23 protein-coding genes and 2 pseudogenes are annotated in these 20373 nt (G+C 69.4%); 14 read left to right on the forward strand and 11 right to left on the reverse strand.

Annotation, left to right across the window (positions count from 1 at the left end):
- Positions 1-89 precede the first annotated feature (89 nt).
- Complete coding sequence (locus ABH927_RS08450; RefSeq protein ID WP_370019628.1) at positions 90-581, reverse strand: hypothetical protein; 492 nt, start codon at positions 579-581, stop codon at positions 90-92.
- 186 nt (positions 582-767) lie between these two features.
- Here ABH927_RS08450 and ABH927_RS08455 point away from each other — a divergent pair, with 186 nt between their 5' ends.
- From ABH927_RS08455 to ABH927_RS08470, 4 genes are read left to right on the forward strand one after another with little or no spacing between them, the layout of a single operon-like run.
- On the forward strand, positions 768-1826 hold the full coding sequence (locus ABH927_RS08455) for an LLM class flavin-dependent oxidoreductase (protein ID WP_370019629.1): 1059 nt from the start codon (positions 768-770) through the stop codon (positions 1824-1826).
- Positions 1823-2869: a hypothetical protein gene (locus tag ABH927_RS08460; protein WP_370019630.1), complete on the forward strand. Its 1047-nt coding sequence runs from the start codon at positions 1823-1825 to the stop codon at positions 2867-2869. Before ABH927_RS08455 ends, ABH927_RS08460 begins: the two co-directional genes overlap by 4 nt.
- 8 nt (positions 2870-2877) lie before the next feature.
- Positions 2878-4440 carry an AMP-binding protein gene (locus tag ABH927_RS08465; protein WP_370019631.1) on the forward strand — a complete coding sequence of 521 codons (1563 nt, stop codon included), beginning with the start codon at positions 2878-2880 and terminating at the stop codon, positions 4438-4440.
- 39 nt (positions 4441-4479) lie between these two features.
- Complete coding sequence (locus ABH927_RS08470; protein ID WP_370019632.1) at positions 4480-5808, forward strand: FAD-dependent oxidoreductase; 1329 nt, start codon at positions 4480-4482, stop codon at positions 5806-5808.
- Here ABH927_RS08470 and ABH927_RS08475 read toward each other — a convergent pair whose 3' ends face one another.
- Entirely contained in the window at positions 5809-6168 is a 360-nt protein-coding gene (locus ABH927_RS08475) for a DUF5615 family PIN-like protein (protein WP_370019633.1), read from the reverse strand.
- Complete coding sequence (locus ABH927_RS08480) at positions 6165-6569, reverse strand: hypothetical protein (protein ID WP_370019634.1); 405 nt, start codon at positions 6567-6569, stop codon at positions 6165-6167. The genes ABH927_RS08475 and ABH927_RS08480 overlap by 4 nt, the downstream gene beginning before the upstream one ends.
- Before the next feature lie 282 nt (positions 6570-6851).
- Between ABH927_RS08480 and ABH927_RS08485 the strand changes: the two genes are divergently transcribed.
- Positions 6852-8024: a DUF6986 family protein gene (locus ABH927_RS08485; protein WP_370019635.1), complete on the forward strand. Its 1173-nt coding sequence runs from the start codon at positions 6852-6854 to the stop codon at positions 8022-8024.
- A gap of 69 nt (positions 8025-8093) precedes the next feature.
- Here ABH927_RS08485 and ABH927_RS08490 read toward each other — a convergent pair.
- The 4 genes and pseudogenes from ABH927_RS08490 to ABH927_RS08505 all read right to left on the reverse strand — a co-directional run.
- A pseudogene (locus tag ABH927_RS08490) lies at positions 8094-8141 on the reverse strand (EspF repeat-containing protein); the annotation flags it as partial.
- A 3-nt stretch (positions 8142-8144) separates the two neighbouring features.
- Complete coding sequence (locus ABH927_RS08495) at positions 8145-8825, reverse strand: copper homeostasis protein CutC (RefSeq protein WP_370019636.1); 681 nt, start codon at positions 8823-8825, stop codon at positions 8145-8147.
- 51 nt (positions 8826-8876) lie between these two features.
- Positions 8877-9494 carry a GNAT family N-acetyltransferase gene (locus ABH927_RS08500; protein ID WP_370019637.1) on the reverse strand — a complete coding sequence of 206 codons (618 nt, stop codon included), beginning with the start codon at positions 9492-9494 and terminating at the stop codon, positions 8877-8879.
- Positions 9495-9690: 196 nt separating this feature from the next.
- Entirely contained in the window at positions 9691-10461 is a 771-nt protein-coding gene (locus tag ABH927_RS08505; protein ID WP_370019638.1) for a GntR family transcriptional regulator, read from the reverse strand.
- 138 nt (positions 10462-10599) lie between these two features.
- Between ABH927_RS08505 and ABH927_RS08510 the strand changes: the two genes are divergently transcribed.
- A complete protein-coding gene (locus tag ABH927_RS08510; RefSeq protein WP_370019639.1) occupies positions 10600-10923 on the forward strand; it encodes a hypothetical protein in 324 nt (107 codons plus the stop codon).
- Between the two features lie 121 nt (positions 10924-11044).
- Here the strand turns inward: ABH927_RS08510 and ABH927_RS08515 are convergent, their stop codons facing one another.
- Together ABH927_RS08515 and ABH927_RS08520 are read right to left on the reverse strand one after the other, a co-directional pair.
- A complete protein-coding gene (locus ABH927_RS08515) occupies positions 11045-11443 on the reverse strand; it encodes a Zn-ribbon domain-containing OB-fold protein (protein WP_370019641.1) in 399 nt (132 codons plus the stop codon).
- A gap of 4 nt (positions 11444-11447) precedes the next feature.
- A complete protein-coding gene (locus ABH927_RS08520) occupies positions 11448-12617 on the reverse strand; it encodes a thiolase C-terminal domain-containing protein (RefSeq protein ID WP_370019642.1) in 1170 nt (389 codons plus the stop codon).
- A gap of 171 nt (positions 12618-12788) precedes the next feature.
- On the opposite strand from ABH927_RS08520, the gene ABH927_RS08525 reads away from it, so the two are divergent.
- From ABH927_RS08525 to ABH927_RS08560, 8 genes and pseudogenes are all read left to right on the forward strand, one after another.
- Positions 12789-13322, forward strand: coding sequence for a flavin reductase family protein (locus tag ABH927_RS08525; RefSeq protein ID WP_370019643.1), 534 nt, complete (start codon positions 12789-12791; stop codon positions 13320-13322).
- Positions 13319-14440 carry an acyl-CoA dehydrogenase family protein gene (locus ABH927_RS08530; protein ID WP_370019644.1) on the forward strand — a complete coding sequence of 374 codons (1122 nt, stop codon included), beginning with the start codon at positions 13319-13321 and terminating at the stop codon, positions 14438-14440. The genes ABH927_RS08525 and ABH927_RS08530 overlap by 4 nt, the downstream gene beginning before the upstream one ends.
- Positions 14441-14448: 8 nt before the next feature.
- Positions 14449-15222 (forward strand): SDR family oxidoreductase, encoded by a 774-nt coding sequence (locus ABH927_RS08535; RefSeq protein WP_370019645.1) that lies wholly within the window; start codon positions 14449-14451, stop codon positions 15220-15222.
- A 48-nt stretch (positions 15223-15270) separates the two neighbouring features.
- Positions 15271-16032: an SDR family oxidoreductase gene (locus ABH927_RS08540; protein WP_370019647.1), complete on the forward strand. Its 762-nt coding sequence runs from the start codon at positions 15271-15273 to the stop codon at positions 16030-16032.
- A gap of 104 nt (positions 16033-16136) precedes the next feature.
- Positions 16137-16592 carry a PPOX class F420-dependent oxidoreductase gene (locus ABH927_RS08545; protein ID WP_370019648.1) on the forward strand — a complete coding sequence of 152 codons (456 nt, stop codon included), beginning with the start codon at positions 16137-16139 and terminating at the stop codon, positions 16590-16592.
- The gene (locus ABH927_RS08550) at positions 16589-17410 is read left to right on the forward strand and encodes a patatin-like phospholipase family protein (RefSeq protein WP_370019650.1); all 822 of its coding nucleotides are present in this window, start codon (positions 16589-16591) and stop codon (positions 17408-17410) included. The genes ABH927_RS08545 and ABH927_RS08550 overlap by 4 nt, the downstream gene beginning before the upstream one ends.
- 132 nt (positions 17411-17542) lie before the next feature.
- Positions 17543-18004: a TIGR00725 family protein gene (locus ABH927_RS08555; protein WP_370019651.1), complete on the forward strand. Its 462-nt coding sequence runs from the start codon at positions 17543-17545 to the stop codon at positions 18002-18004.
- Between the two features lie 80 nt (positions 18005-18084).
- Positions 18085-18275, forward strand: a pseudogene (locus tag ABH927_RS08560) (transposase); the annotation flags it as partial.
- An 85-nt stretch (positions 18276-18360) separates the two neighbouring features.
- Here the strand turns inward: ABH927_RS08560 and ABH927_RS08565 are convergent.
- Together ABH927_RS08565 and ABH927_RS08570 are read right to left on the reverse strand one after the other, a co-directional pair.
- Positions 18361-18900, reverse strand: a complete 540-nt coding sequence (locus tag ABH927_RS08565) for an NUDIX domain-containing protein (RefSeq protein ID WP_370019653.1) — start codon at positions 18898-18900, stop codon at positions 18361-18363.
- Between the two features lie 605 nt (positions 18901-19505).
- Positions 19506-20342: a RimK family alpha-L-glutamate ligase gene (locus ABH927_RS08570; protein WP_370019654.1), complete on the reverse strand. Its 837-nt coding sequence runs from the start codon at positions 20340-20342 to the stop codon at positions 19506-19508.
- Between the last annotated feature and the right edge of the window lie 31 nt (positions 20343-20373).

Below are 20373 nucleotides of genomic sequence, written 5' to 3' on the forward strand. Positions count from 1 at the left end.
TTCCCCGGCACCCTCGCCACGAGCTGAGAAGCCGGTTCCCGACGCCCTGCGATGACGACCCGGACGGCGCCCTCGCCGTCCGGGTCTCTTCAGCCGCCGAGCAGTTCCTCCCAGTGCTGCCGGGAGGCGGGCCGCCTGGCCGCGGCCACGGTCCTGTCCAGGGTCGCGGACATGCGCCACAGCCCCGGTCGGGCCCGCAGCCGTCCCATGCCGAGCGGATCGATGGCCCGCAGCACGAAGCTCACCCCCATGACGTCCAGCGACGCGGTGGAGGCGGTGGCGGGCCCGGCCGCCCCGGCCAGCGGCCCCGGGTGTCCGGGCTCGTGGACACGTTCGACGAGCAGCGCCGCGACCTCCGAGGCATGCGGCCCGTCCCGCCACTCCACGTGCCAGGAGTGGTCGCTCCCTCGCCACCAGGCCAGGTCGCGGCAGGCCTCCAGCATCTCGGCCTCGCCGGCCAGCGCGGCCATCACCCTGCCGAGAGCCTCGTAACGCCGGGCGTTAGGCGTGCGCGCCTCGTCGTGCTCTTCCGGCCCCGGCAGAAGCCCGGGCTCCTCCCGCCCCCCGCGGAATCCCCTCATGTCTGGGAGGGTCCCACCGATCGGCCGTCTCGTCCTCGGGTTTCCCCGTCTTTTAGCCCCAGAGCCCACGAGCATCAACTTTGATCGCGGCGACCGCCCTCCCGCAAGCCCTCGTTGCCCGTGCGGCGGGTTCGCGTGTAATCTCGGCCAAGCGAGCGCTTGGTTAACGATGTGAGGGACGGGGCCATGAGGATCAGCCTGGGCTACGAGCTGGAGGTGCGCGGCCGGACCCGCGAGGTCGAACGGCAGGCGTTCCACAACGTGATCGAACAGGTGGTGCTCGGGGACGAGCTGGGCTTCGACACCGCGTGGTTCGTGGAGCACCACTTCACCCGCGGTTTCTCCCACTCCTCCGCCCCGGACCTCGTGCTGGCGGCCGCGTCCCAGCGGACGGCCCGGATCCACCTCGGGCTCGGCGTCGTGCTCTTGCCGTTCCAGTCCCCGATCCGTACGGCGGAGCGCGTCGCCACGCTCGACATCGTGAGCGACGGCCGGGTGGAGTTCGGCACGGGAAGGGGAGCCTCTCCACTGGAGTACCAGGCTTTCCAGCGGCCGTTCGAGCAGTCCCGGGCGCTCTGGGAGGACTCTCTCGAGGCCGTGCTCGCGATCTGGAACGCCGACGGGGAGCCGGTCAGCCGGTCCAACGAGTTCTTCGAGATCCCCGGCGTGGGCGTCTACCCGCGCCCGGTCCAGCGGCCGCACCCGCCCGTATGGGTGGCCTCCACCTCCCTTGACGGCTACCTGGCGGCGGCCAGGAAGGGGTACAACCTGCTCGGCATGACCATGCTGAAGGGCATCGGCGACGTCGCGGCGGACATCGCCGAATACAAGGAATGCCTCGCCGACAGCGGCTTCGACCCGGACACCCGCCGGATCGCCCTGATGATCCCCTGGTTCGTGGGCCCGACCCGTGACGAGGCCATCGCGGTCGCCGCCGATCCCGTGCTCTGGTACATCCGCCGCCAGGTCAACCTCGTGACCCCGCCCGACTACTACGACGCCCGGCACGCGACGCACAGAGTGCTCGGCCAGCTCGCGGCCGGGCTGCCACCCGACGAGGCGATGGCGACGCTCCGGGAGCATCTGATGGTGGTCGTGGACGACGTCGCCGGCTCTCGTAAAGCCGTCGCCAGGATCGCCGAGGCGGGGGCCACCGACCTGATCCTCCAGGCACAGGTCGGCGGTCTCGCCCACGGGCACGTGTGCGACTCGATGCGGCGCTTCATGACGGAGGTGGCGCGGTGAGCGGCGAGCGCTGGCTGACCCGAGGTGACCTGACCGGGCATGACGCGACCGGCCTGCTGCTCGTCTCCCCCGACGGGTCGAGCGCCGTTCCACTCGACCCCGACGACCGTACGACCACCGCCTCGGCCCTGCGCGCCGCCGGGGTGGCGGAGCGCGATCGGGTGGTGGTCGCGCTGGCCGAGCCGTACGGGGCCTTGTGGGCCTCGGCGGCGGCGGAGGTCGCCGAGGCCGCGGCGCCGGTTGGCCCCCGGGGGCGGCTGCGGCTGCATCAAGCGCTCATGTCGGTCGGAGCCACCACGCTGGTGATCACGCCGACGGGGGCGATGGACTTCCTCGCCCGCCTTCATCTGGAGTTCCTGCTCGATCCCCTCGACCTGGGACTGCGGCACATCGTGCTGACCGGCGAGATCGCGTCGAGGGGCACGCCGGGGCAGCTCGCCGGCGAGTTCGACGCGTCGGTCTCCGAGATCCTCGCGTCGCCGTTCAGTGGCGCGGCGCTGGGCTGGCGGGCGTCGGAGACGGCACCGCTGACCCCGTCCGGGAGTCTCCGCCTGGCCTCTCTCGACAAGGACGAGATCTTCGACGGCCCCTGTCCGGAGGGGCCCGCCGAGCTGGTCGTCAGGCGCGGCGACAGCGTTCTGCGGACGGGCCAGGTCGCCCGGGTCGGCCGGGTCACGGCCCCGGACCTCGTCCCGGCGCCCGAGCACACGGTCGGCGACCACGTTCTGATCAGGGGCGTCTGGCTGGCGCTGTCCCGGCTGGAGAAGGCCCTCGCCAAGATCGACGGCGTGGCGACGTGGGAGCTGACGATCTCCCGGCCCGGCACCCTCGACGCCGCGACGCTGACGGTGACCTTCAACCGGGCCGCCCTCGTCGGCAACCCGATGTGGAAGGCGCGAATCCGGGAGTCGCTGAAAGCCATCACCCCTGTCGCGATCACCGTCGAGGTCGCCCACGGCATCGCCGAGGCGGCGCGGCCCGGGACCGTGAACGACCTGAGAGGCCAGCATCTCGGCAGGGACCGCACGGCCATCGCTCACTAGGGGGCTCCATGGAGCACGTTCCGGACTGGGGCACGATCCCCCGCATGCTGCGCGACCGGGCCGGGCGGCATCCGGACATGACCGCGGTCCTCGAAGACGGCGTACGGCTGTCGCTCGCGGAGCTGCGGGAGAGAGCCTCCACGGTGGCGAGGGGGCTCATCGGGCTCGGCGTCGAGCGAGGCGATCGGGTCGCGCTCTGGGGGCTCAACGATCTCCCGTGGGTCGTGAACGCCTTCGGCGTCTGGAACGCGGGCGCGGTGCTCGTGCCGCTGTCGTCCCGCTACAAGGGCATCGAGGCGGCCGGCCTGCTCCGGAAGACCGGAACCTCGGCGCTCATCACGGGCCAGAACCTGGCGGGCGCTCCCCCGTTCGCCGACGTGCTCGGCGCACCGGACCTGCCGGAGCTTCGCCATGTGATCACTCCTCGCGCCCCCTTGGGTGACGGGGTGGGCGAGGACGAGGCCGAGGCACGGGCGGCGGCCGTGCGGCCCGGCGACCTGTGCGAGATCATCTCCACCTCCGGGACCACCGGCGCGCCCAAAGGCGTGATGCTCGACCACGCCCAGATCCTGCGGGGCTACTGGGACTGGGCGGAGATCGTGACACTACGGAAAGGCGACCGCTACCCGATCATCGCGCCCTTCACGCACGGGTTCGGGCTCAACGCGGGGCTGCTGGCCTCGGTGATGCGCGGGGCTACGATGATGCCGCTCAAGGCGTTCTCCCCGGACGGGCTGATGGAGCTCATCGAGTCGAGCAAGGTGAGCATCCTGGCGGGCGCTCCGCCGATGTTCTATCGGCTCCTGGACGAGCTCGACCGCCGCCCATGGGACGTGTCCTCGCTCCGGGTCGCCATCTGCGGGGCGGCGGCCGTGCCCGAGGCGCTGATCAGGCGGCTCGTCGACCGCGTCGGGATCAACCGGATGATCAACGCGTACGGCCTGATGGAGGGCACGGTCGTGTCGATGACCAGGGCCGGAGACCCGGTCGAGGTGATCGCCTCCTCCACCGGCCAGGCCGTGCCGGGCATGGAAGTACGGATCGCCGGCGACGAGGGCGAGGAGGCGCCGACCGGCGAACGCGGCGAGATCCTGGTGCGCGGCTACGGCGTCATGCGGGGCTACTGGGGAGAGCCCGCCAGGACCGCCGAGGTCGTCAGGGACGGCTGGCTGTACACCGGCGACGTCGGCACGCTCGACCCATCGGGCAACCTCGCGATCGTGGACCGGAAGAAGGAGCTGTACATCGTCAACGGCTTCAACGTCTCCCCGGCCGAGGTCGAGGGGCTGCTGCTGCGCCACGCGGACATCGGGCAGGCCGCGGTCGTCGGCGTGCCGGACGCGCGGGCCGGCGAGGCCGGATGGGCCTACGTCGTGCCGCGGCCGGGCGCCACGGTCGACCCGGAGGACGTCATCGCGTGGGCCAGGGAGAACATGTCCAGCCACAAGGTCCCCCGCCGCGTGATCGTCGTCGACGCCCTGCCGGTCAACGCCAACGGCAAGATCGACAAACGAGCGATCCGTTCACGCGCCTCGCTGGTCGAGGGTCCTGGCGGTGCGGGGGGCCGATGATAAAGAATCACTGATAGGACGCCCCGCTCTGTGGAGGCCATGGTGACACTGCGCGTCGCGATCGTGGGATCGGGCCCGGCCGGGATCTACACAGCCGAGGCGCTGATAAAGCAGGCCCAGGGGCCGGTCGAGGTGGACGTGCTGGAGCGCCTGCCCACGCCGTACGGACTCGTCCGGTACGGCGTCGCCCCCGACCACACGTCGATCAAGTCGATCGCCGGTTATCTCCGCCGTGTCCTGGAGTCCCCAGGGGTGCGCTTCCTCGGCGGGATCGAGCTCGGCTCGGACGTGTCCGTGGACGACCTGCTGTCCTGCTACGACGCGGTCGTCTACTGCACCGGGGCGATGGTGGACAGGCACCTGGGCATACCCGGCGAGGACCTGCCCGGCAGCGTCGCCGCCACCGACTTCGTGAACTGGTACTGCGGCCATCCTGACGTCCCCGCCGACGCGTTCACGCTCGACGCCGAGGAGGTCGTCGTCATCGGGGTCGGCAACGTGGCGGTCGACGTGGTGCGCATCCTCGCCAAGACCGCTGACGAGCTGCGCGAGACGGACGTGCCGGAGGAGGTCCTCGAACGGCTGGCCTCCTCACGGGTCAGGCGGATCCACATGATCGGCCGCCGGGGCGCGGAACACGCCAAGTTCACCCTCAAGGAGCTGCGCGAGCTCGGCGAGCTGCTGAACGCCGACATCCTGACATTTCCTGATGAGGTCAAGGTCGAGGACCTCGCCGCGCTCTCCCGCCAGATCCGCGGCAACGTGGATGTGCTCCAGTCCTGGTCGGAGCGGGTGCCCGCGGACCGGCCCCGGCGGCTGGAGGTGCGCTTCTGGCTGCGCCCGGTGGAGATCCTCGGCGTCTCCCATGTCGAGGGCATCCGGCTGGAGCGCACTCGCCTGGAGGACGGGCGCGTCGTGGGCACCGGCGAGTTCGAGACGATCCCGGCCGACATGGTGATGCGGTCGGTCGGCTACCAGAGCGTGGCACTCGCCGGAGTGCCGTTCGACCCCGCGTCGATGACCGTGCCGAACGTGGCCGGCAAGGTGTCGGACCGGCAGTTCGTCGCGGGCTGGCTCAAGCGCGGCCCGACCGGGGTCATCGGCACCAACAAGTCCGACGCCGCCGAGACCGTCCGGACCCTGCTCGCGGAGGCCACTGCCGGCGTGGCCAAGGCGAGGCTCGACGACCTCCTGGACGCCCGTGGCGTCACCCCGGTGACCTACCAGGACTGGCTCGCCATCGAGGCCGCCGAGACGGAGCTCGCCACGAAGCTCAAGCGGGGAGAGCGGGTCAAGCTGGTCGGCCGGCCCGCCATGTTCGCCGCCTGCGGCCGCCTCCCCCACCCCACCACCCACCCCCAGCAGTGACTACCGAAGCCAGTGCACCCTGCCTGCTTCCGGCAGTCGCTGCTCCGTCAGGATCTCGTCCAAGGCCTGGACCAGCTTTCCCAGTGCCTGCTTGGTCCGGGGGAAACGCACAGCGTTGGTGTAGAGCAGGCCTGGGCAACGCCGTCCGTCAGTGAGCCGCTGTGCCCTCAGCACCTCGAAGTCCCGCACATTCTCCGTCAGCAGAGACCTCCGCTCAGCGAGCGCGATCTCCAGAACCTGCTCATCGGGAAGGCCGGCCCCTCCTTGGCGCTCGTGGATCGCCACGACATCGTGACCGCGCTCCCGCAGGGTCACGGCCAGCAGCGGGGGAAACATCTCATCGGTGAGCAGTCCGCTCATGATGCGAGCAGGTCTTGCTCGCGGCACCAGCGCTTCTCGGCTTCCCGCGCCGCGATGTCGGCCGCCTCGATCTGAGCGTCGACTTCGTCAGAGTGGGCTGACCAGTACCGGATCGCGGTTCGCACCTGATGCTGCGGGATCCCGGAGTATTCGGCGACCATTCGGACAACATCGTCCGGCTGGGCATCCGGCTCCGCCGCGCGGGTCACCTTGACGGCCCGGATGATCTCCCAGACATCCGGCCCTCCGACGATCACGGCCCGGCGGCCGGATGGACCGGTGCGGAAGAGCACCCCTGGGTGCTCTTCCATTCTCAGAGCCTCCGTGATCAGCAAGTTGACCGCAGCCGAGACCGACAGTCCCGGATGCTCGGCGACGAACTTGGTGAGCTTCTCGAGCACTGCCTCATCGAAGCGAACGGACCGCGGAGTGGGTGACATGGCTACATCGTAGCCATGTGTAGCTCTCTTCGAACTCTGCTTGGTTCTCAGGGTGATCACGTCCTAACATGGTGTTACCGCGCCAGGGGCTACGCCCTCTGGCTCTACGGCCCCCGCGAGGGGGCCGTTTCTTTTCGCCACTATGTTCGATGCACAGGTTAGCCAACCTGGCGTTATCGCGCGAGCACAATGAGTAATGTGCTGCTTTGTCGTAGGCAGGTGGGGTCTGCGAGGATCGTCGGCATGGAGACGACTCTGACGGGACTGGACAGGCTCCTCGATCGGGAGGCACGACTCGACCAACTGGAGCCGGGCCCGCCTCGCGAGATCGCCTGGCAGCCGGTGCACACGGTCTACGTCCCCGCCGACAAGGTGACGGAGCGCGTCGTCTCGGACTGGGGGCACGCGGCCACGGAGCTGCTGCACAAGCACCTGTTCACGCCCACGGAGCTGGCCGCGCTGTTCGAACTCGACGCCGACCTGGCGACACCCGTGCACGACCGGCTCAGGAAGAAGCTCGCGGTCGAGCCGATCGAGGACCTGCGGGTCGACTTCGAGGACGGGTACGGCGTTCGCGATCAGAGCGAGGAAGACGGGCACGTCGAGAGCGCGGCGGCGGCCATCGCGGCGATGCGCGCGGCGCAGACCCTGCCCCGGCGATGGGGGCTGCGGGTCAAGTCGTTCGCGGACGGAGACCCGCAACGGTCGGTCCGGGCCCTGGACGGCTTCCTCACCGCCGTGGTCAAGCGAGCCGGAGAGCTGCCGAGGGGCTTCACGGTGACCTTTCCCAAGGTGCTCGTCGAGGCCCATCTCGGGCAGTTCGTGCGCTGCCTGGAGGCTCTGGAGACGGCGCTGGGCTTCGAACCGCGCACGCTCAGGTTCGAGATGCAGGTCGAGGCGCCGCAGACCGTGCTGATGCTCCAGCGGTCGGCCGACCTGGTCGCGTCACTCGGGGGACGGCTGGCCGCGGCGCACTTCGGGGTGTTCGACTACACCGCGGCGATCGGGCTGCCGCCGCACGAGCAGCGGCTCGACCACCCCGCGTGCGACTACGCGCGGAACGTCATGCAGACGGTCTTCGCCGGCACGGGCGTGGAGCTGTCGGACGGCTCGCTGGCCGCCGCGCCCGCCTCCGAATCGGCCGAGGACGTGAACGGCCTGCTGCGGCGGCACTCCGCCCTGGTCCGCCACTCCCTCTCGAATGGCTACTACCAGGGCTGGGACATGCACCCGTCGCATCTCATCAGCCGTTACGCGACGGTCTACGCCTTCCACCTCGCCCTCTACGAGGACTATCTGGAGCGGGTCCGCGCCTGGGAGGAGCAGCGCGAGGGGGTGGGCGGCGTCCTGGACGAACCCGCCACCATCAAGACGCTCGTCGCGGCCCTCGCCCGAGCCGACCACGCCCTGTGCTGAGTCAAGCGCTGTGCTGAGTCAGGCGCTGTGCTGAGTCAGGCGCTGTGCTGAGTCAGGCGCTGTGCTGAGTCAAGCGCTGTGCTGAGTCAAGCGCTGTGCTGAGTCAGGCGCTGGCCTGAGTCAGGCGAGGTCGACGAGGCGGCGCCATTCGCGGACGCGTGCCGGGTCCACGGGGTCGCTCCACGACTCCCGTACGGCACTGCCTACGTGGAAGGCCCGGACGCCGTAGTCGAGCAGGACGGGGACGTGCTCCCGCTTGAGACCTCCCCCGGCCAGCACCAGCGGGGCGTCTCCCGCCTCCGCCCGGGCGCGTAACACGGCCAGGCCGCTGCCGACCCCCTCCGCCGAGCCCGCCGTGAGCACGGTGGCGAGGTTCGGCAGGAGCCGTACGGCACGCCAGCCCGCCTGGACGTCGGCAGCGTGGTCCACGGCCCGGTGGAACGTCCACGGGAGGGGCGAGACGGCGTGGATGAGCGCGTCGGTCGCGTCCCGGTCGACCGAGCCGTCCGCGGAGAGGAACCCGAAGACGAAACCGGCCGCGCCGGCCTCGGACAGCTCCTTGACCTCCTTGCGCAGCCGGTCCAGTTCCTCAGGCGTGACGGTGAACCCGGCGTTGCGGCGCAACATGACCATCTGCGGCAGCCCGCACTCCTTCGAGATAGCCGCGACGAGCTCCGCCGAGGGGGTGAGGCCGTCTGAGCCGATGTCCGATACGACCTCCAGGCGATCCGCCCCACCCTCCTCGGCGGCCACGGCGTCGCGAACGTCCAGAGCGATCACTTCAAGGAGAGATCCGGTCATGAAGTGAACAGTATCGGGTCCGTTTGCGACGCCGTGCGGCATCCGCCCTGTTCAGGCCTCGATCAACTCCTTGTCGGGAATGATGTCAAGAACGCGGCCATGCGTACGCGCTCCGGCCGGGCGGTCGAGAAGCGCCTCTGACGTGATGAGCGCCCCAGACGCGCCGCGCTCGAAGAGGGCCCCCGAGGCGCGGTGCGGAAGGTCGACCGTGCGGACGTGCCGGAACCCGAGCGTGCGGTAGTACGCCTGGAGGCGGTCGTTGTCCTTCGAGCAGTCCAGGCGCAGCCAGCGCCGCCCTTCGGCCGCGGCGCGCAGCCCGGCCCAGTCGAGCAGGGCCTCGCCGAGACCCTGTCCGGAGTAGGCCCTGCTGACGGCGAGCTTGTGAACGTACAACGCGTCACCGGGCTGGTCGGACCCGGTCCAGAACTCGGGGTCGGCGTGGCCGTCCAGCGCCACGGTGGCGGCCGGGACGGGGTCGGTTCCGTCGTCCAGCAGGTACAGCACGCCTTCCTGGATGAGCGGCTCGATGCGCTCGGCGGGGAAGCCGCCGGCCGGCCACTGCCGTACGCCGAGGGAGTTCAGCCATTTGGCCGCCTCGGCGAGCAGGGTGAGCACGGTGGGCAGGTCGCCTGATGTGGCGGAGCGAAGCGTGAGGCTGTTCACGGGCACGGGAGAGTCCTTTCGATCCGAGCGAGAGCAAAGGGAGTCGATGTGAACACGGAGAGTGACGACGCGATGGCGCACGGGCCTACACGTCAGACAGCGGGGAAAGCAGCACTAGGGCGCCCGAGCGTGGCATGGTGATCGCTCGCGGCGGATACACAGCCAGAGACGACCCCTCCGGAGAGGGGTTATCCGTGTTCGGTCAATGACGTTCCAGCTCGTATCTGATCAAGTGCTTGTCGGCGGGGAGCACCGACACGGCGACACGCACCGGCGTGTCGTCCCGGTCGTACCCAACTCGGACATAAACGACAACTGGCGTACCTGGTTCCAGCTGAAGTTGCAACGTTTCATCAGGAGTTGGCATACGTGCCGAAATATCGTCAATTACTCTGACCTGCGGATGTCCGAGCTCCTCCAGCACGCGGTTGGCCCCGCGTTTGATGTCCCCCGGCCGGGCGATCTCTGAGTCTCCGACGAGATCCAACGGGAAGTACGAGTCATAGGTGTTGTACGGCTGGCCGTCCACGAACCGCAGCCTGCGGCGGACGACGGCGAGCGCCTTGTCGGTGAGCGCGAGCCGGGTCGCGACGTCCTCCGGCGGCTCGACGATCGAGACCTGGATGTTCTGGTCGGCCCGGCGGCCCTCCGAGGTGACCGCGTGCACGAAAGAGTCGAAGCGGGGCTCGCCCGCGTTCAGCGGATGCACCTCGTCCAGCGGGCGGAACTCGTCCTGGGGGCGCATGAGGAGGGGGCGGCGCTCACGGACGAACGTCCCGCGCCGGCGCATCCGGAGGATGAGACCTTCGTTCTCCAGCTCGCCCAGTGCCAGCCGTACCGTGTTGCGGCTGACGCCGTGCGCCTCCATGAGGTCGGTCTCGGTCGGGATCTGGTCGCCTGGCCCGAGCGCCCCCGTGTAGATGGCTCTCCGCACCTCGGCGGCCACCTGCTGGTAGAGCGATGATCGTGCCATCTTTCCTCAATCTACCCTTTTGTTCCAACAAATCTAGAGGATCTCGGTCTGGCAAGGAACAACCTCTTGACCCGACCGGCTCGGGCCGCGCATTATCCAAACGTTGGTACAAATCCATCCAATGGGCGGTGAGAGTCGGTGCTAGCGGTCCGTGCGGGCACGCCGTACCTGCCATGGCGCGATCCCTGCGAGGCGACGCGCATGCTCCGCTACGCCCTGCACCGGCAGGGATTCACCCACACCTACCAGAGCAACGGGAATGGCATGTCAGTGCTGTCGGTATCGACCGAGCTGACTGTCTGGTGCAAGCACGGGTCTTTCGTCTGGAACGAGGGCGACCTGGTGGTCACCCATCCGGCCGACGACCCCGATGGCGCGACCCGCCTGATCATGCGGCATTACCGCACGCCGGAGCAGCCGTCCGAGGATGACGGCTGGTCCCCCGAGACTCCGCGCGATTAGACGAGGCTTCGACCCCAACCCTCGCCGGGGTCGAAGCCTCACGCCGGGGCGGTGCGCGTCCTGGCGGGTCCCCCACGCCCGCCAGGACGCCGCACCGTAATCGCCCCCGGCTTCGCGGGCCTCACTCTGTCCCCGGCCGCCAGTTGATCAGGGACAGCTCCTCGTCGACGTACGTGAACGACGCCTGGACGAGCTCCCCGGGATGGGGCTCCCGGCCGCGGCACCAGTTGCCGTACATCACGCAGTCCGGGGCGGCGGTGAGCCGGACCATCACCACGACGTACGGCGTCGCGGCTCCGGGGGTGAACGCCTGGTGGGTGACGATCCAGCTCTCGATCGTCCCGGTGGGCTCCACCGGCCGCCAGCTCCAGTCCTTCGAACGGCAGGCATGGCAGTAGGCGCGGGCCGGGAAGCGGAGCGTGCCGCAGGCGTCGCAGCCCTGCAGGACGAACTCGTGCCGGGCGGCCCGCGCCCACCAGGCGGCCGAGTCGCGGTCCGGGATCGGACGGATGATGCTCATGCCGTCACCCCTTTCTGAGGATCAGGGCGGAGGTCGCCGCGAGGACGTAACCCGGCTGCGCGGTGGACAGGGCCACCTCCGCGCCGGGCGCCTGCCGGTCGCCCGCGTCGCCCCGGAGCTGGGAGACGGCCTCGGCGATGTGGTTGATCCCGTGGACATAGCCCTCCGAGAGGAACCCGCCGTGGGTGTTGACCGGCAGCCGGCCGCCGAGCGCCGTGTGCCCTTCCGCGACGTACGGCCCGCCCTCCCCCTTGGCGCAGAAGCCGTAGTCCTCGAGCTGCACGATCACCGAGTAGGTGAAGCAGTCGTAGATCTGGGCGACGTCGATGTCGCGCGGCCCCACCCCGGCCATGCCGTACAGGCGGGGGGCGAGCTCGGCGGCGCTGGTCACGGTGACGTCGGTGGATTCGCCGGAGAGCGCGGAGTGGCCGCCGCCCCAGGCGGCGGCGGAGATGAGGACGGGCGGCCTGCGCAGGTCTCGCGCCCGCTCGGCGGTGGTGACGATGAGCGCGCACGCGCCGTCGGTCTCCAGGCAGCAGTCGAGCAGCCGGAACGGCTCGGCGATCCATCGGCTGCCCAGGTAGTCGTCGAGGGTGATGGGGGTGCGCATCAGCGCGCGGGGGTTCTTGACCGCGTTGGCCCGCTGGGCGACCGCGAGCTCCCCGAAATGCTCGGCCTTAGTGCCATATTTCGTCATGTGGGCGCGGGCGTACATCGCGTACATCTGCGGCGGGGCGACGTAGCCGTACGGCGCCTGGTACTGGACCTCGGGACTGGTGGGGAGCGGCCGTCCGGTGCCGCCCATCCGGAACTCCGAGCGGGCGTTGATGGCGCGGTAGCAGACGACGGTCTCGGCGACCCCCGACGCGACGGCGAGCGCGGCCTGGCCGACGACGGAGTGCGAGACGCTGCCGCCGCCGAACTGGTCGAGGTACCACGCGGGCGGGCGGAGGCCGAGCGCCGGGCCGACCAGTGACGGCGGCGCCGAGTCGCCGACGCGGTGAGTGGCGAGGCCGTCCACGTCGCCGGCCTCCAGGCCCGCGTCGCCGAGCGCGGCCAGGACGGCTTCGCAGGCCAGAGTCAGCGTGCTGACCCCGGAGTCCTTGGAGAAGGCGGTGTAGCCCACGCCGGCGACGGCCGCGCGATCCCGGATACCCAGCAATCGCTTGGTCATAACCCCACGCTAGGGCACTGGTGCGGATGCGTGTCAATGGCCGCATTACTCAGCATTGGGGAATGCGAGACCTACGACACCGCCTTGGAAGATATTTGGGGGATCCCTCTACCGTCCAAGCAAGCGCTTGTTAGTATGGCGGGACGGACCGACTGAGGAGGCGAGCGCACGATGAGCACCCCGGTGGCCCGGCTGCGCGGCCATGACGGCGCCAAGAGGATCCCAACCGTGCACGGACACCACTTCAGGAACATCCTCGGCAGGTTCGCCACGGGCGTGGTGGCCATCACCGCGATCGACCCGGAGACCGGGAAGGCGTGCGGGCTCGCCGCGAACTCGTTCACGTCGGTCAGCCTCGATCCTCCCCTGGTCGCGTTCTGCGTCGCCCACACCAGCACGAGCTGGCCGCGTCTCAAGGCGGCCGGCTCGTTGTGCGTCAACGTGCTCGCGGAGCACCAGCAGCAGGTCTGCGCGCAGCTCGCCACGATCGGCGGCGACAAGTTCGCCGGCCTGTCCTGGACCCGCTCCCCCGGCGGCGGCCCCGTCCTCGACGGCGCCCTGGCCTGGCTCGACTGCACCGTGGAGAACGAGCACGTCGCGGGCGACCACGTGATCGTCGTGGCCAAGGTCCACCAGCTCGACAAACACGAGGACGGCGGGCCCCTCGTCTTCTTCCGCGGCGGATACGGGCGTTTCCACGCATGACCCTTCAGAGCTTCCGCGACGAGGTCCGGGAGTGGCTGGAGGCCAACCTGACCGGAAGGTTCGCCGACGCGAGGGGCCTCGGCGGGCCCGGCCGCGAACACGAGGGCCACGAGCTCCGGCTCGCGTGGGAGCGTCACCTCGGCGCCGCGGGCTGGACCTGCCTCGGCTGGCCCAAGCGGTACGGCGGGCGCGACGCGGGCCTCGACGAGCAGGTCGTCTTCCACGAGGAGTACGCCAGGGCGGACGCCCCCGCCCGGGTCGGCCACATCGGCGAGACCCTGATCGGCCCCACCATTCTGGATTTCGGCACCGAGGAGCAGAAGGACCGTTTTCTTCCGCCCATCCAGCGGGGCGAGGAGCTGTGGTGCCAGGGCTACTCGGAGCCGGACGCGGGCTCCGATCTCGCGGGCGTCCGGACCCGGGCCGTCCTCGACGGCGGCGAGTGGGTGGTCACCGGCCAGAAGGTGTGGACCTCGCTCGCCCATGTGGCCGGCTGGTGCTTCGTGCTCTGCCGTACCGAGGCGGGGTCTCAGCGGCACGCGGGCCTGTCCTACCTGCTCGTCCCCATGCGGCAACCCGGCGTCGAGGTCCGGCCGATCGTCCAGATGACCGGGACGAGCGAGTTCAACGAGGTCTTCTTCGACGGCGCCCGTACGGCGGCCGCCAACATCCTCGGCAGGCCGGGCGAAGGCTGGCGGGTCGCGATGGCCACCCTCGGCTACGAACGAGGCGTCTCCACCCTGGGCCAGCAGATCGGCTTCACGCGGGAACTCGCGGCGGTCATCGACACCGCCCGGCGGACGGGCGCGATCGACGACCCCGTGTTCAGGGACCGGCTGGTCCGGTGCTGGCTGGAGCTGGAGATCATGCGGCTGAACGCCCTGCGGGGCGTCACGTCCGTGGCCAAGCTGTACTGGTCGGAGTGGCACCGCACGCTTGGCGAGCTGGCCCAGGCCGTCCAGGGCAGGGAGGGTTTGGTGGCGCGTGGCGAGCCGTACGACCTGAACGCCCTGCAACGGCTCTACCTGTTCAGCCGGGCCGACACGATCTACGCCGGGTCGAGCGAGATCCAGCGCACCGTCATCGCCGAACGCACCCTCGGCCTGCCCAGAGCCTAGGAGGCGACATGACACCGGGTTACCCGCGAGGACATGGGCTGCTGGACGGGAGGGTCACGCTGGTGACGGCCGCGGCGGGCGCGGGAATCGGCTATGCCACCGCCAGGCGATGCGCCGAGGAGGGCGCCACGATCGTGATCTCCGACCGGCATCAGCGGCGGCTGGAGGAGGCCGCCGAGTCGCTGACCGGCCTCACCGGCGTCAAGCCACTCGCCGTGCCGTGCGACGTGACCTCGGAGGCTCAGGTGCTCGCCCTGTTCGACGCCGTCGCCGAGGCCCACGGCCGGATCGACGTGGTGGTCAACAACGCGGGCCTGGGCGGTACGGCTGAGCTGGCCGAGATGACCGACGAGCAGTGGCACGCCGTCATCGACGTAACTCTGAACGGCACGATGCGCTGCACCAGGGCGGCCCTGCGGCAGATGATCCCGCAAGGACACGGCGTGATCGTGAACAACGCCTCCGTCATCGGCTGGCGGGCCCAGAAGGGCCAGGCGCACTACGCGGCGGCCAAGGCCGGCGTGATGGCGCTGACCAGATGCGTGGCACTGGAGGCCGCTCCCCATGGCGTCCGGGTCAACGCGGTGGCCCCGTCGCTGGCGATGCATCCCTTCCTGGCCAAGGTGACGAGCGACGAACTGCTCAACGAGCTGACCTCCAGAGAGGCGTTCGGCAGGGGCGCCGAGCCGTGGGAGGTGGCGAACGTGATCGTCTTCCTGGCCAGCGACTACTCGTCGTACATGACCGGCGAGGTCGTCTCCGTGTCCAGCCAGCATCCCTGAGAGACGCTCCGGGAGATCCAGGAACCGACCGGTCGGTATGCTCTGGGCATGACTCTGTTCTCGGTGGAAGGCAAGACGGTCGTCGTCACGGGCGGCTCGCGCGGAATCGGCCGGATGATCGCGACCGGATTCCTCGACGCGGGCGCCACGGTCTACATCTCCTCACGCAAGAAGGACGAGCTGGAGGCCACGGCCGCCGAGCTGGGCTGCCACGCCGTACAGGCCGATCTGTCCACCCCTGAAGGGGTCCAGGCCCTGGTCGAGGCCGTGGCGGCACGGGAGACCCGGCTCGACGTCCTGGTCAACAACGCCGGGGCGAGCTGGGGCGCGCCACTGGAGGAGTATCCCGAGCACGCCTTCGACAAGCTCTGGGACATCAACGTCAAGGGCGTCTTCTTCCTCACGCGCCGGTTCCTGCCTCTGCTGCGCGCCGCCGCGTCGGCCGACGACCCGGCCCGAGTGATCAACATCGGCTCCGTCGACGGGATCCGCGTCCCCTTCATGGAGAACTACGCGTACTCGGCGGCCAAGGCAGCGGTGCACATGCTCACCCGGCATCTGGCCCACCAGCTCGCCCGAGAGTCGATCACGGTCAACGCCATCGCGCCCGGCCCGTTCGAGTCCAAGATGATGGCCTTCGCCCTGGACGACCCGGACATGCGCGGCGCGATCGAGAGCGGCATCCCCCTCGGCAGGATCGGCAGGCCCGACGACATGGCCGGCGCGGCCATCTACCTGGCCTCCCGCGCCGGCGCCTATCTCACCGGCGCGTTGATCCCCGTAGACGGCGGCATCACCACCCACGGCTGACCGGTCCGCTTTCGGGGCCGGCTGCGAGCCCTAGGTCTGTCGTCCCGAAGACGGTCGGGCTTAAGGCCGATGCGAGTGGAGGTGATCCTTTCTAGGGTCTGGCCATGGCTTTCAACACTGCTGAAGAAACGTATCTGGCCTCTCAGCAACGCGGACGGCTGGCGACTGTCGCGCCCGGCGGCACCCCGCAGAACAAGCCCGTCGGATTCCACCACAACACCGAGCTCGGCACGATCGATATCTACGGCTTCGGGATGGAGTCGTCGGCGAAGTTCCGCAACATCAAGGTCCACCCGGATGTGTCCTTCGTGGTCGACGACGTGGTCGGCGAAGGGGCCTCTGGCGTGCGCTTCCTGGAGATCCGGGGTCGGGCGGAGGCGGCGTCGGCGTCGCCGGCCGCACCACCGGGCGAGCAGGTGAGCGGCGGCTTCATCCGCATCCACCCGCGCCGGATCGTCGCCTACAACATCCACCCGGACCAGCCGGGCTTCTACGCTCGGGACATCGCACTTGAGGAGATCGCACTTGAGGAGATCCCACTTGAGGAGGCCGGCCAGTGACGGTGGAGAGCGCAGTCGTCCTTGGTCCTGGCGGCCCGGTCGGTACGGCGTGGCTGGCCGGACTGGCGGCGGGGCTGCGCCGCGAGGGGGTGGACCTGGGCGCGGCCGATCTGATCGTGGGAACGTCGGCGGGCGCGATCGTGGGGGCGATCCTGGCCAGTGGCGGAGACCTCGACCGGCTCGCCACGCTGCCCGAGCCGACCGATCCCGAGGACGGCGTCCGGACTGATCCGGAGAGACTCGCGGAAGTGTTCGCGACGCTCGGCGATACCGGGCTTGAGCGAGCCGAAGCCCTTCGCCGGATCGGCCGGCTCGCCGTCACCGCCTTGACCGGCGGCGAGGAGGCGGCCATCGCCCGCATGCGGTTCCTGGTCGGCGGAGTGGAATGGCCGGACCGGCCGCTGCTGATCCCGTCGGTGGACGCCGAGACCGGCGAGGCGGTGATCTGGGACCGGTACGGCGCCGCATCGCTGCCCGAGGCCGTGGCCGCCGGCATCGCCTTCCCCGGGACCGCTCCCCCGATCACCATCGACGGGCGTCGTTACATCGACGGTGCTCTCAGAGCCGGGATCAACGTCGATCTGGCGGGTGACGCGGGTGTGTTGATCGTCGCCGAGCCGATGGCGCACATGTCTGGCACGAACGGCGTCGCGGCAGGCGAGAGGATGGTCGTACGGCTGGTTCCGGACGCCGAGGCGATCGAGGCGTTCGGTCCGGACATCACCAACCGCGGCGCCTGGGCCCCCGCGTATCAAGCCGGCGTCAGGCAGGCTCCCGACGCCGCCGAGCGCATTAGGGTGAGTTCCCTGATCATGTGACAGGGTGCTCCTTCAGTGAGCTCGCGCTTGCCGGACCGCCGGTGCCGGCGCGGTGCCGGCTGACGCGGCTTCTCCCCTCTGATCGTGGAGAGCTTGGCGGCTGGGCCGCCGAGTCATGCCTAGAATCCCGCCATGACGCAGGTCGCGGTGTGCGGGCCGGGCGATTGCACGCCGGAGGAGGCAGCGACGGCCCGGACGGTCGGCCGCCTTCTCGCCGAGCACGGCGCCGTCGTTCTGTGCGGCGGCTACGGCGGGGTGATGGCCGCCGTAGCGGCGGGCGCCCGCGAGGCCGGAGGGATAGTGGTCGGCATCCTGTCCGGCCGCGACCGCGTCGGTTCGAGCCCTGATCTCACGGTCGCGATCCCCACCGGCATGGGCGAGGCGCGTAACGCCCTAATCGTCCGCGCCGCGGACGCGGTCATCGTCGTCGGCGGCTCGTGGGGAACGCTTTCCGAGCTGGCCCTCGCCCAGCGCGGCGGCATCCCATTGATCACACTCGGTGGCTGGCGCATCCTCGACGCCGCCGGGAACCCTGTTCCCGGCCCGGTTCAGGCCGCCGACCCGGCCGACGCCGTACGGCGGGCGCTTGCCTAATACTCCAGCCATAAATCGTGATCTTGCTGGCGGGGGCCGGTGAGGAGACGGCTGCGGCCACCGTTGATCATCGGTGTGTGACCGGGGACGTGAAGAAGGGCACGCACACGGTCGGCGTCCAGTGCCAGTACACCGGCACCGCGGCAGGATCGAGAACTCGCAGGTCGCCGTCTACCTCGTCTACGCGGGCCGTCGCGGCCACGCGGCGGTGGACCGGGAGTTGTACATCCCGCGTTCGTGGACCGCCGAGCCCGAGCGCTGCCGGGTGGCCGCGCATGACGTCGATGTATTCGCGGAGGGCGTGCAGGTGCTCGGGGGAGCCGCCAGCATGGAATCCAGGCACAGAGACGACGCGGTTAGCTTCGCTGGAGCAGCCAGAGCATGTAGGCGGCGATGGAAGACGAGTCGGTGATCGAACCGCTGAGAATCATCTGCTCGAACTCCGTGCGGTGCACCCAGCGCTGGCGCATGTCCTGCTCGCTGTGTTCGCGGTTGGCCTGCCCGTGGGTGAGCCCTGTGGCCAGATACACGTGAAGCCCTTGATCGGTCATCCCGTGGGCGTTGTCCATCCGGCCTAGAAGGCACAGCCGCGCCGCACGGAGTCCGGTCTCCTCCCTCAGCTCGCGCCGGGCCTCGTCCTCGCGCGTGTCGGCCTCCGCCGTACCTTGCGGGAAACTCCAGGAACGGCGGCCGATCGGATACCGGTATTCCTCCACGATGTGAAAGCCGTCGTCCTCTTGTGGAATGACCAGGACGAAGTCGGGCCTTACCACGTACCCGTACAGGCCGGGCGAGCCATCAGGATGCTCGATCCTGTCCTCTCGTACCGTCATCCACGCGTTGTTGTAGACGATGCGGGAAGAGACCTGCCGGATCACGGGCTGCGTTTCGGTCATGATGCCGCATGGTACTCACGCTCAACCGCTTGTTGCCAGAGATCGAGCCGCTGCCCGACCCCATGCCGACCGAGCCGCTGACCCTCTTCTGACCGTGGATTGCCCGATCTGGGTCCACTCGCCACTTCTCCATGCACCCCCTACGCCTGGGCACGGTGTCCCGTTGGAACGCGACCCCACTCCACCGATTCCTCGGTTACGAGCGCGACCGTTGTTGAGCATGGTTTCTAAATCCACCATCTCCGACTGGGATGCCCTGTGTTGCGTGTGCCTGCCCGCTCAGGAGGCTATTTTCTGCTCTCGATGCCGTTCTTTGCATAAGCACGGTTAATGCATCTTCGAACCTGCCGACTATCGGCCGATCGCGTCATCTAGCCGAGAGCGCAGACAGGGAGGAGCCATGTGCTCTACTCTTACCAACGCGGCCACCGCGTGATTGTCAGCTTTCTGCACACCTGACAGATCACGGCGGTGGTCGTCCATTTGCTCCTCCTGCCGGGACATCGCAGGAATCAACCTACGGCGGCCAGATTCGCGAATCCGCGCGGCTGCCGTAGCAGCCGAAACAGTAATGCCAAACGAATTGGCGCCATCAGCCCTATAGGTCAGAGACTGTCGGCCAATGCGCGGGCGAAGAGGTTGGGGGCATCCAGTTCGTAACGGAGGAACAGATACGGCTCGGTCAGCTCCAACTCCATCAGCACGGGCTCGCCGTCAGGCATCCGGACTAGATCGACCCGGGCGTACAGGAGATTCTCCGGCACCTTGCTCAGCACAAGTTCGGCGACCGCGAACTGGTCGTCGTCCGGATCGCGCAGGGAAGCCTGGTTTTCCGCGGTGATCTCGGTACCGCTCAGCATCGGGTGCCGCCGCACCGCGTGGCTGAACTGGCCGCCGAAGTAGAGCAGGGACAATTCCCCCTCGTGCTCGACCGCCTCGATGTAGGGCTGCACCATGACCGCCCGGCCGGCGTCGAGGAGCTTGGCCGCGTGGGCCTCCGCGATCTCACGGTCAGCGGTCCTGACTGTGTCGCGCGCCCCCGCCGAGATCGTCGGTTTGACGACGTACTCGTCCCAGACGGGAAGCTCCTTAACCGCTCCCTCTCCGGCTCCAGGTTCGGCCCAATGGGTCGGGACGATCGGCACACCGAGCTCGCGCAGGTAGGTCTTGTCAGTGTTCGTCGCGATCACGGACGCCGGGTTGAACAGCCGCGTGACCGTCTCGACCCGGTGCGCCCATGCCACGAAATCATCTCGGCGATCGATGTAGTTCCAGGCCGAACGGACGACGGCCGCGTCGAACGACGCCCAGTCGACCCGCGGGTCGTCCCACACCACCGGTGTGCCCTCGATGCCGGCCCCGAGCCAGGCGGCCAGGGCGATCTCCCGCTCGTTGTCGAACCGGGTAACCGGATCGGCGGACGTGACGTACGCGACCTTCATCGAGCTCCCATCTCCTGTCATCAGCGAACAA

Source organism: Planotetraspora sp. GP83 (assembly GCF_041262585.1).
GTDB lineage: Bacteria > Actinomycetota > Actinomycetes > Streptosporangiales > Streptosporangiaceae > JAOEGB01.

Coding starts and splice junctions, on each gene's coding strand:
- ABH927_RS08450 (WP_370019628.1), bottom strand. CDS start 581: ATGAGGGGATTCCGCGGGGGGCGGGAGGAGCCCGGGCTTCTGCCGGGG.
- ABH927_RS08455 (WP_370019629.1), top strand. CDS start 768: ATGAGGATCAGCCTGGGCTACGAGCTGGAGGTGCGCGGCCGGACCCGC.
- ABH927_RS08465 (WP_370019631.1), top strand. CDS start 2,878: ATGGAGCACGTTCCGGACTGGGGCACGATCCCCCGCATGCTGCGCGAC.
- ABH927_RS08470 (WP_370019632.1), top strand. CDS start 4,480: ATGGTGACACTGCGCGTCGCGATCGTGGGATCGGGCCCGGCCGGGATC.
- ABH927_RS08475 (WP_370019633.1), bottom strand. CDS start 6,168: ATGAGCGGACTGCTCACCGATGAGATGTTTCCCCCGCTGCTGGCCGTG.
- ABH927_RS08485 (WP_370019635.1), top strand. CDS start 6,852: ATGGAGACGACTCTGACGGGACTGGACAGGCTCCTCGATCGGGAGGCA.
- ABH927_RS08495 (WP_370019636.1), bottom strand. CDS start 8,825: ATGACCGGATCTCTCCTTGAAGTGATCGCTCTGGACGTTCGCGACGCC.
- ABH927_RS08505 (WP_370019638.1), bottom strand. CDS start 10,461: ATGGCACGATCATCGCTCTACCAGCAGGTGGCCGCCGAGGTGCGGAGA.
- ABH927_RS08515 (WP_370019641.1), bottom strand. CDS start 11,443: ATGAGCATCATCCGTCCGATCCCGGACCGCGACTCGGCCGCCTGGTGG.
- ABH927_RS08520 (WP_370019642.1), bottom strand. CDS start 12,617: ATGACCAAGCGATTGCTGGGTATCCGGGATCGCGCGGCCGTCGCCGGC.
- ABH927_RS08525 (WP_370019643.1), top strand. CDS start 12,789: ATGAGCACCCCGGTGGCCCGGCTGCGCGGCCATGACGGCGCCAAGAGG.
- ABH927_RS08530 (WP_370019644.1), top strand. CDS start 13,319: ATGACCCTTCAGAGCTTCCGCGACGAGGTCCGGGAGTGGCTGGAGGCC.
- ABH927_RS08535 (WP_370019645.1), top strand. CDS start 14,449: ATGACACCGGGTTACCCGCGAGGACATGGGCTGCTGGACGGGAGGGTC.
- ABH927_RS08540 (WP_370019647.1), top strand. CDS start 15,271: ATGACTCTGTTCTCGGTGGAAGGCAAGACGGTCGTCGTCACGGGCGGC.
- ABH927_RS08545 (WP_370019648.1), top strand. CDS start 16,137: ATGGCTTTCAACACTGCTGAAGAAACGTATCTGGCCTCTCAGCAACGC.
- ABH927_RS08555 (WP_370019651.1), top strand. CDS start 17,543: ATGACGCAGGTCGCGGTGTGCGGGCCGGGCGATTGCACGCCGGAGGAG.
- ABH927_RS08565 (WP_370019653.1), bottom strand. CDS start 18,900: ATGACCGAAACGCAGCCCGTGATCCGGCAGGTCTCTTCCCGCATCGTC.
- ABH927_RS08570 (WP_370019654.1), bottom strand. CDS start 20,342: ATGAAGGTCGCGTACGTCACGTCCGCCGATCCGGTTACCCGGTTCGAC.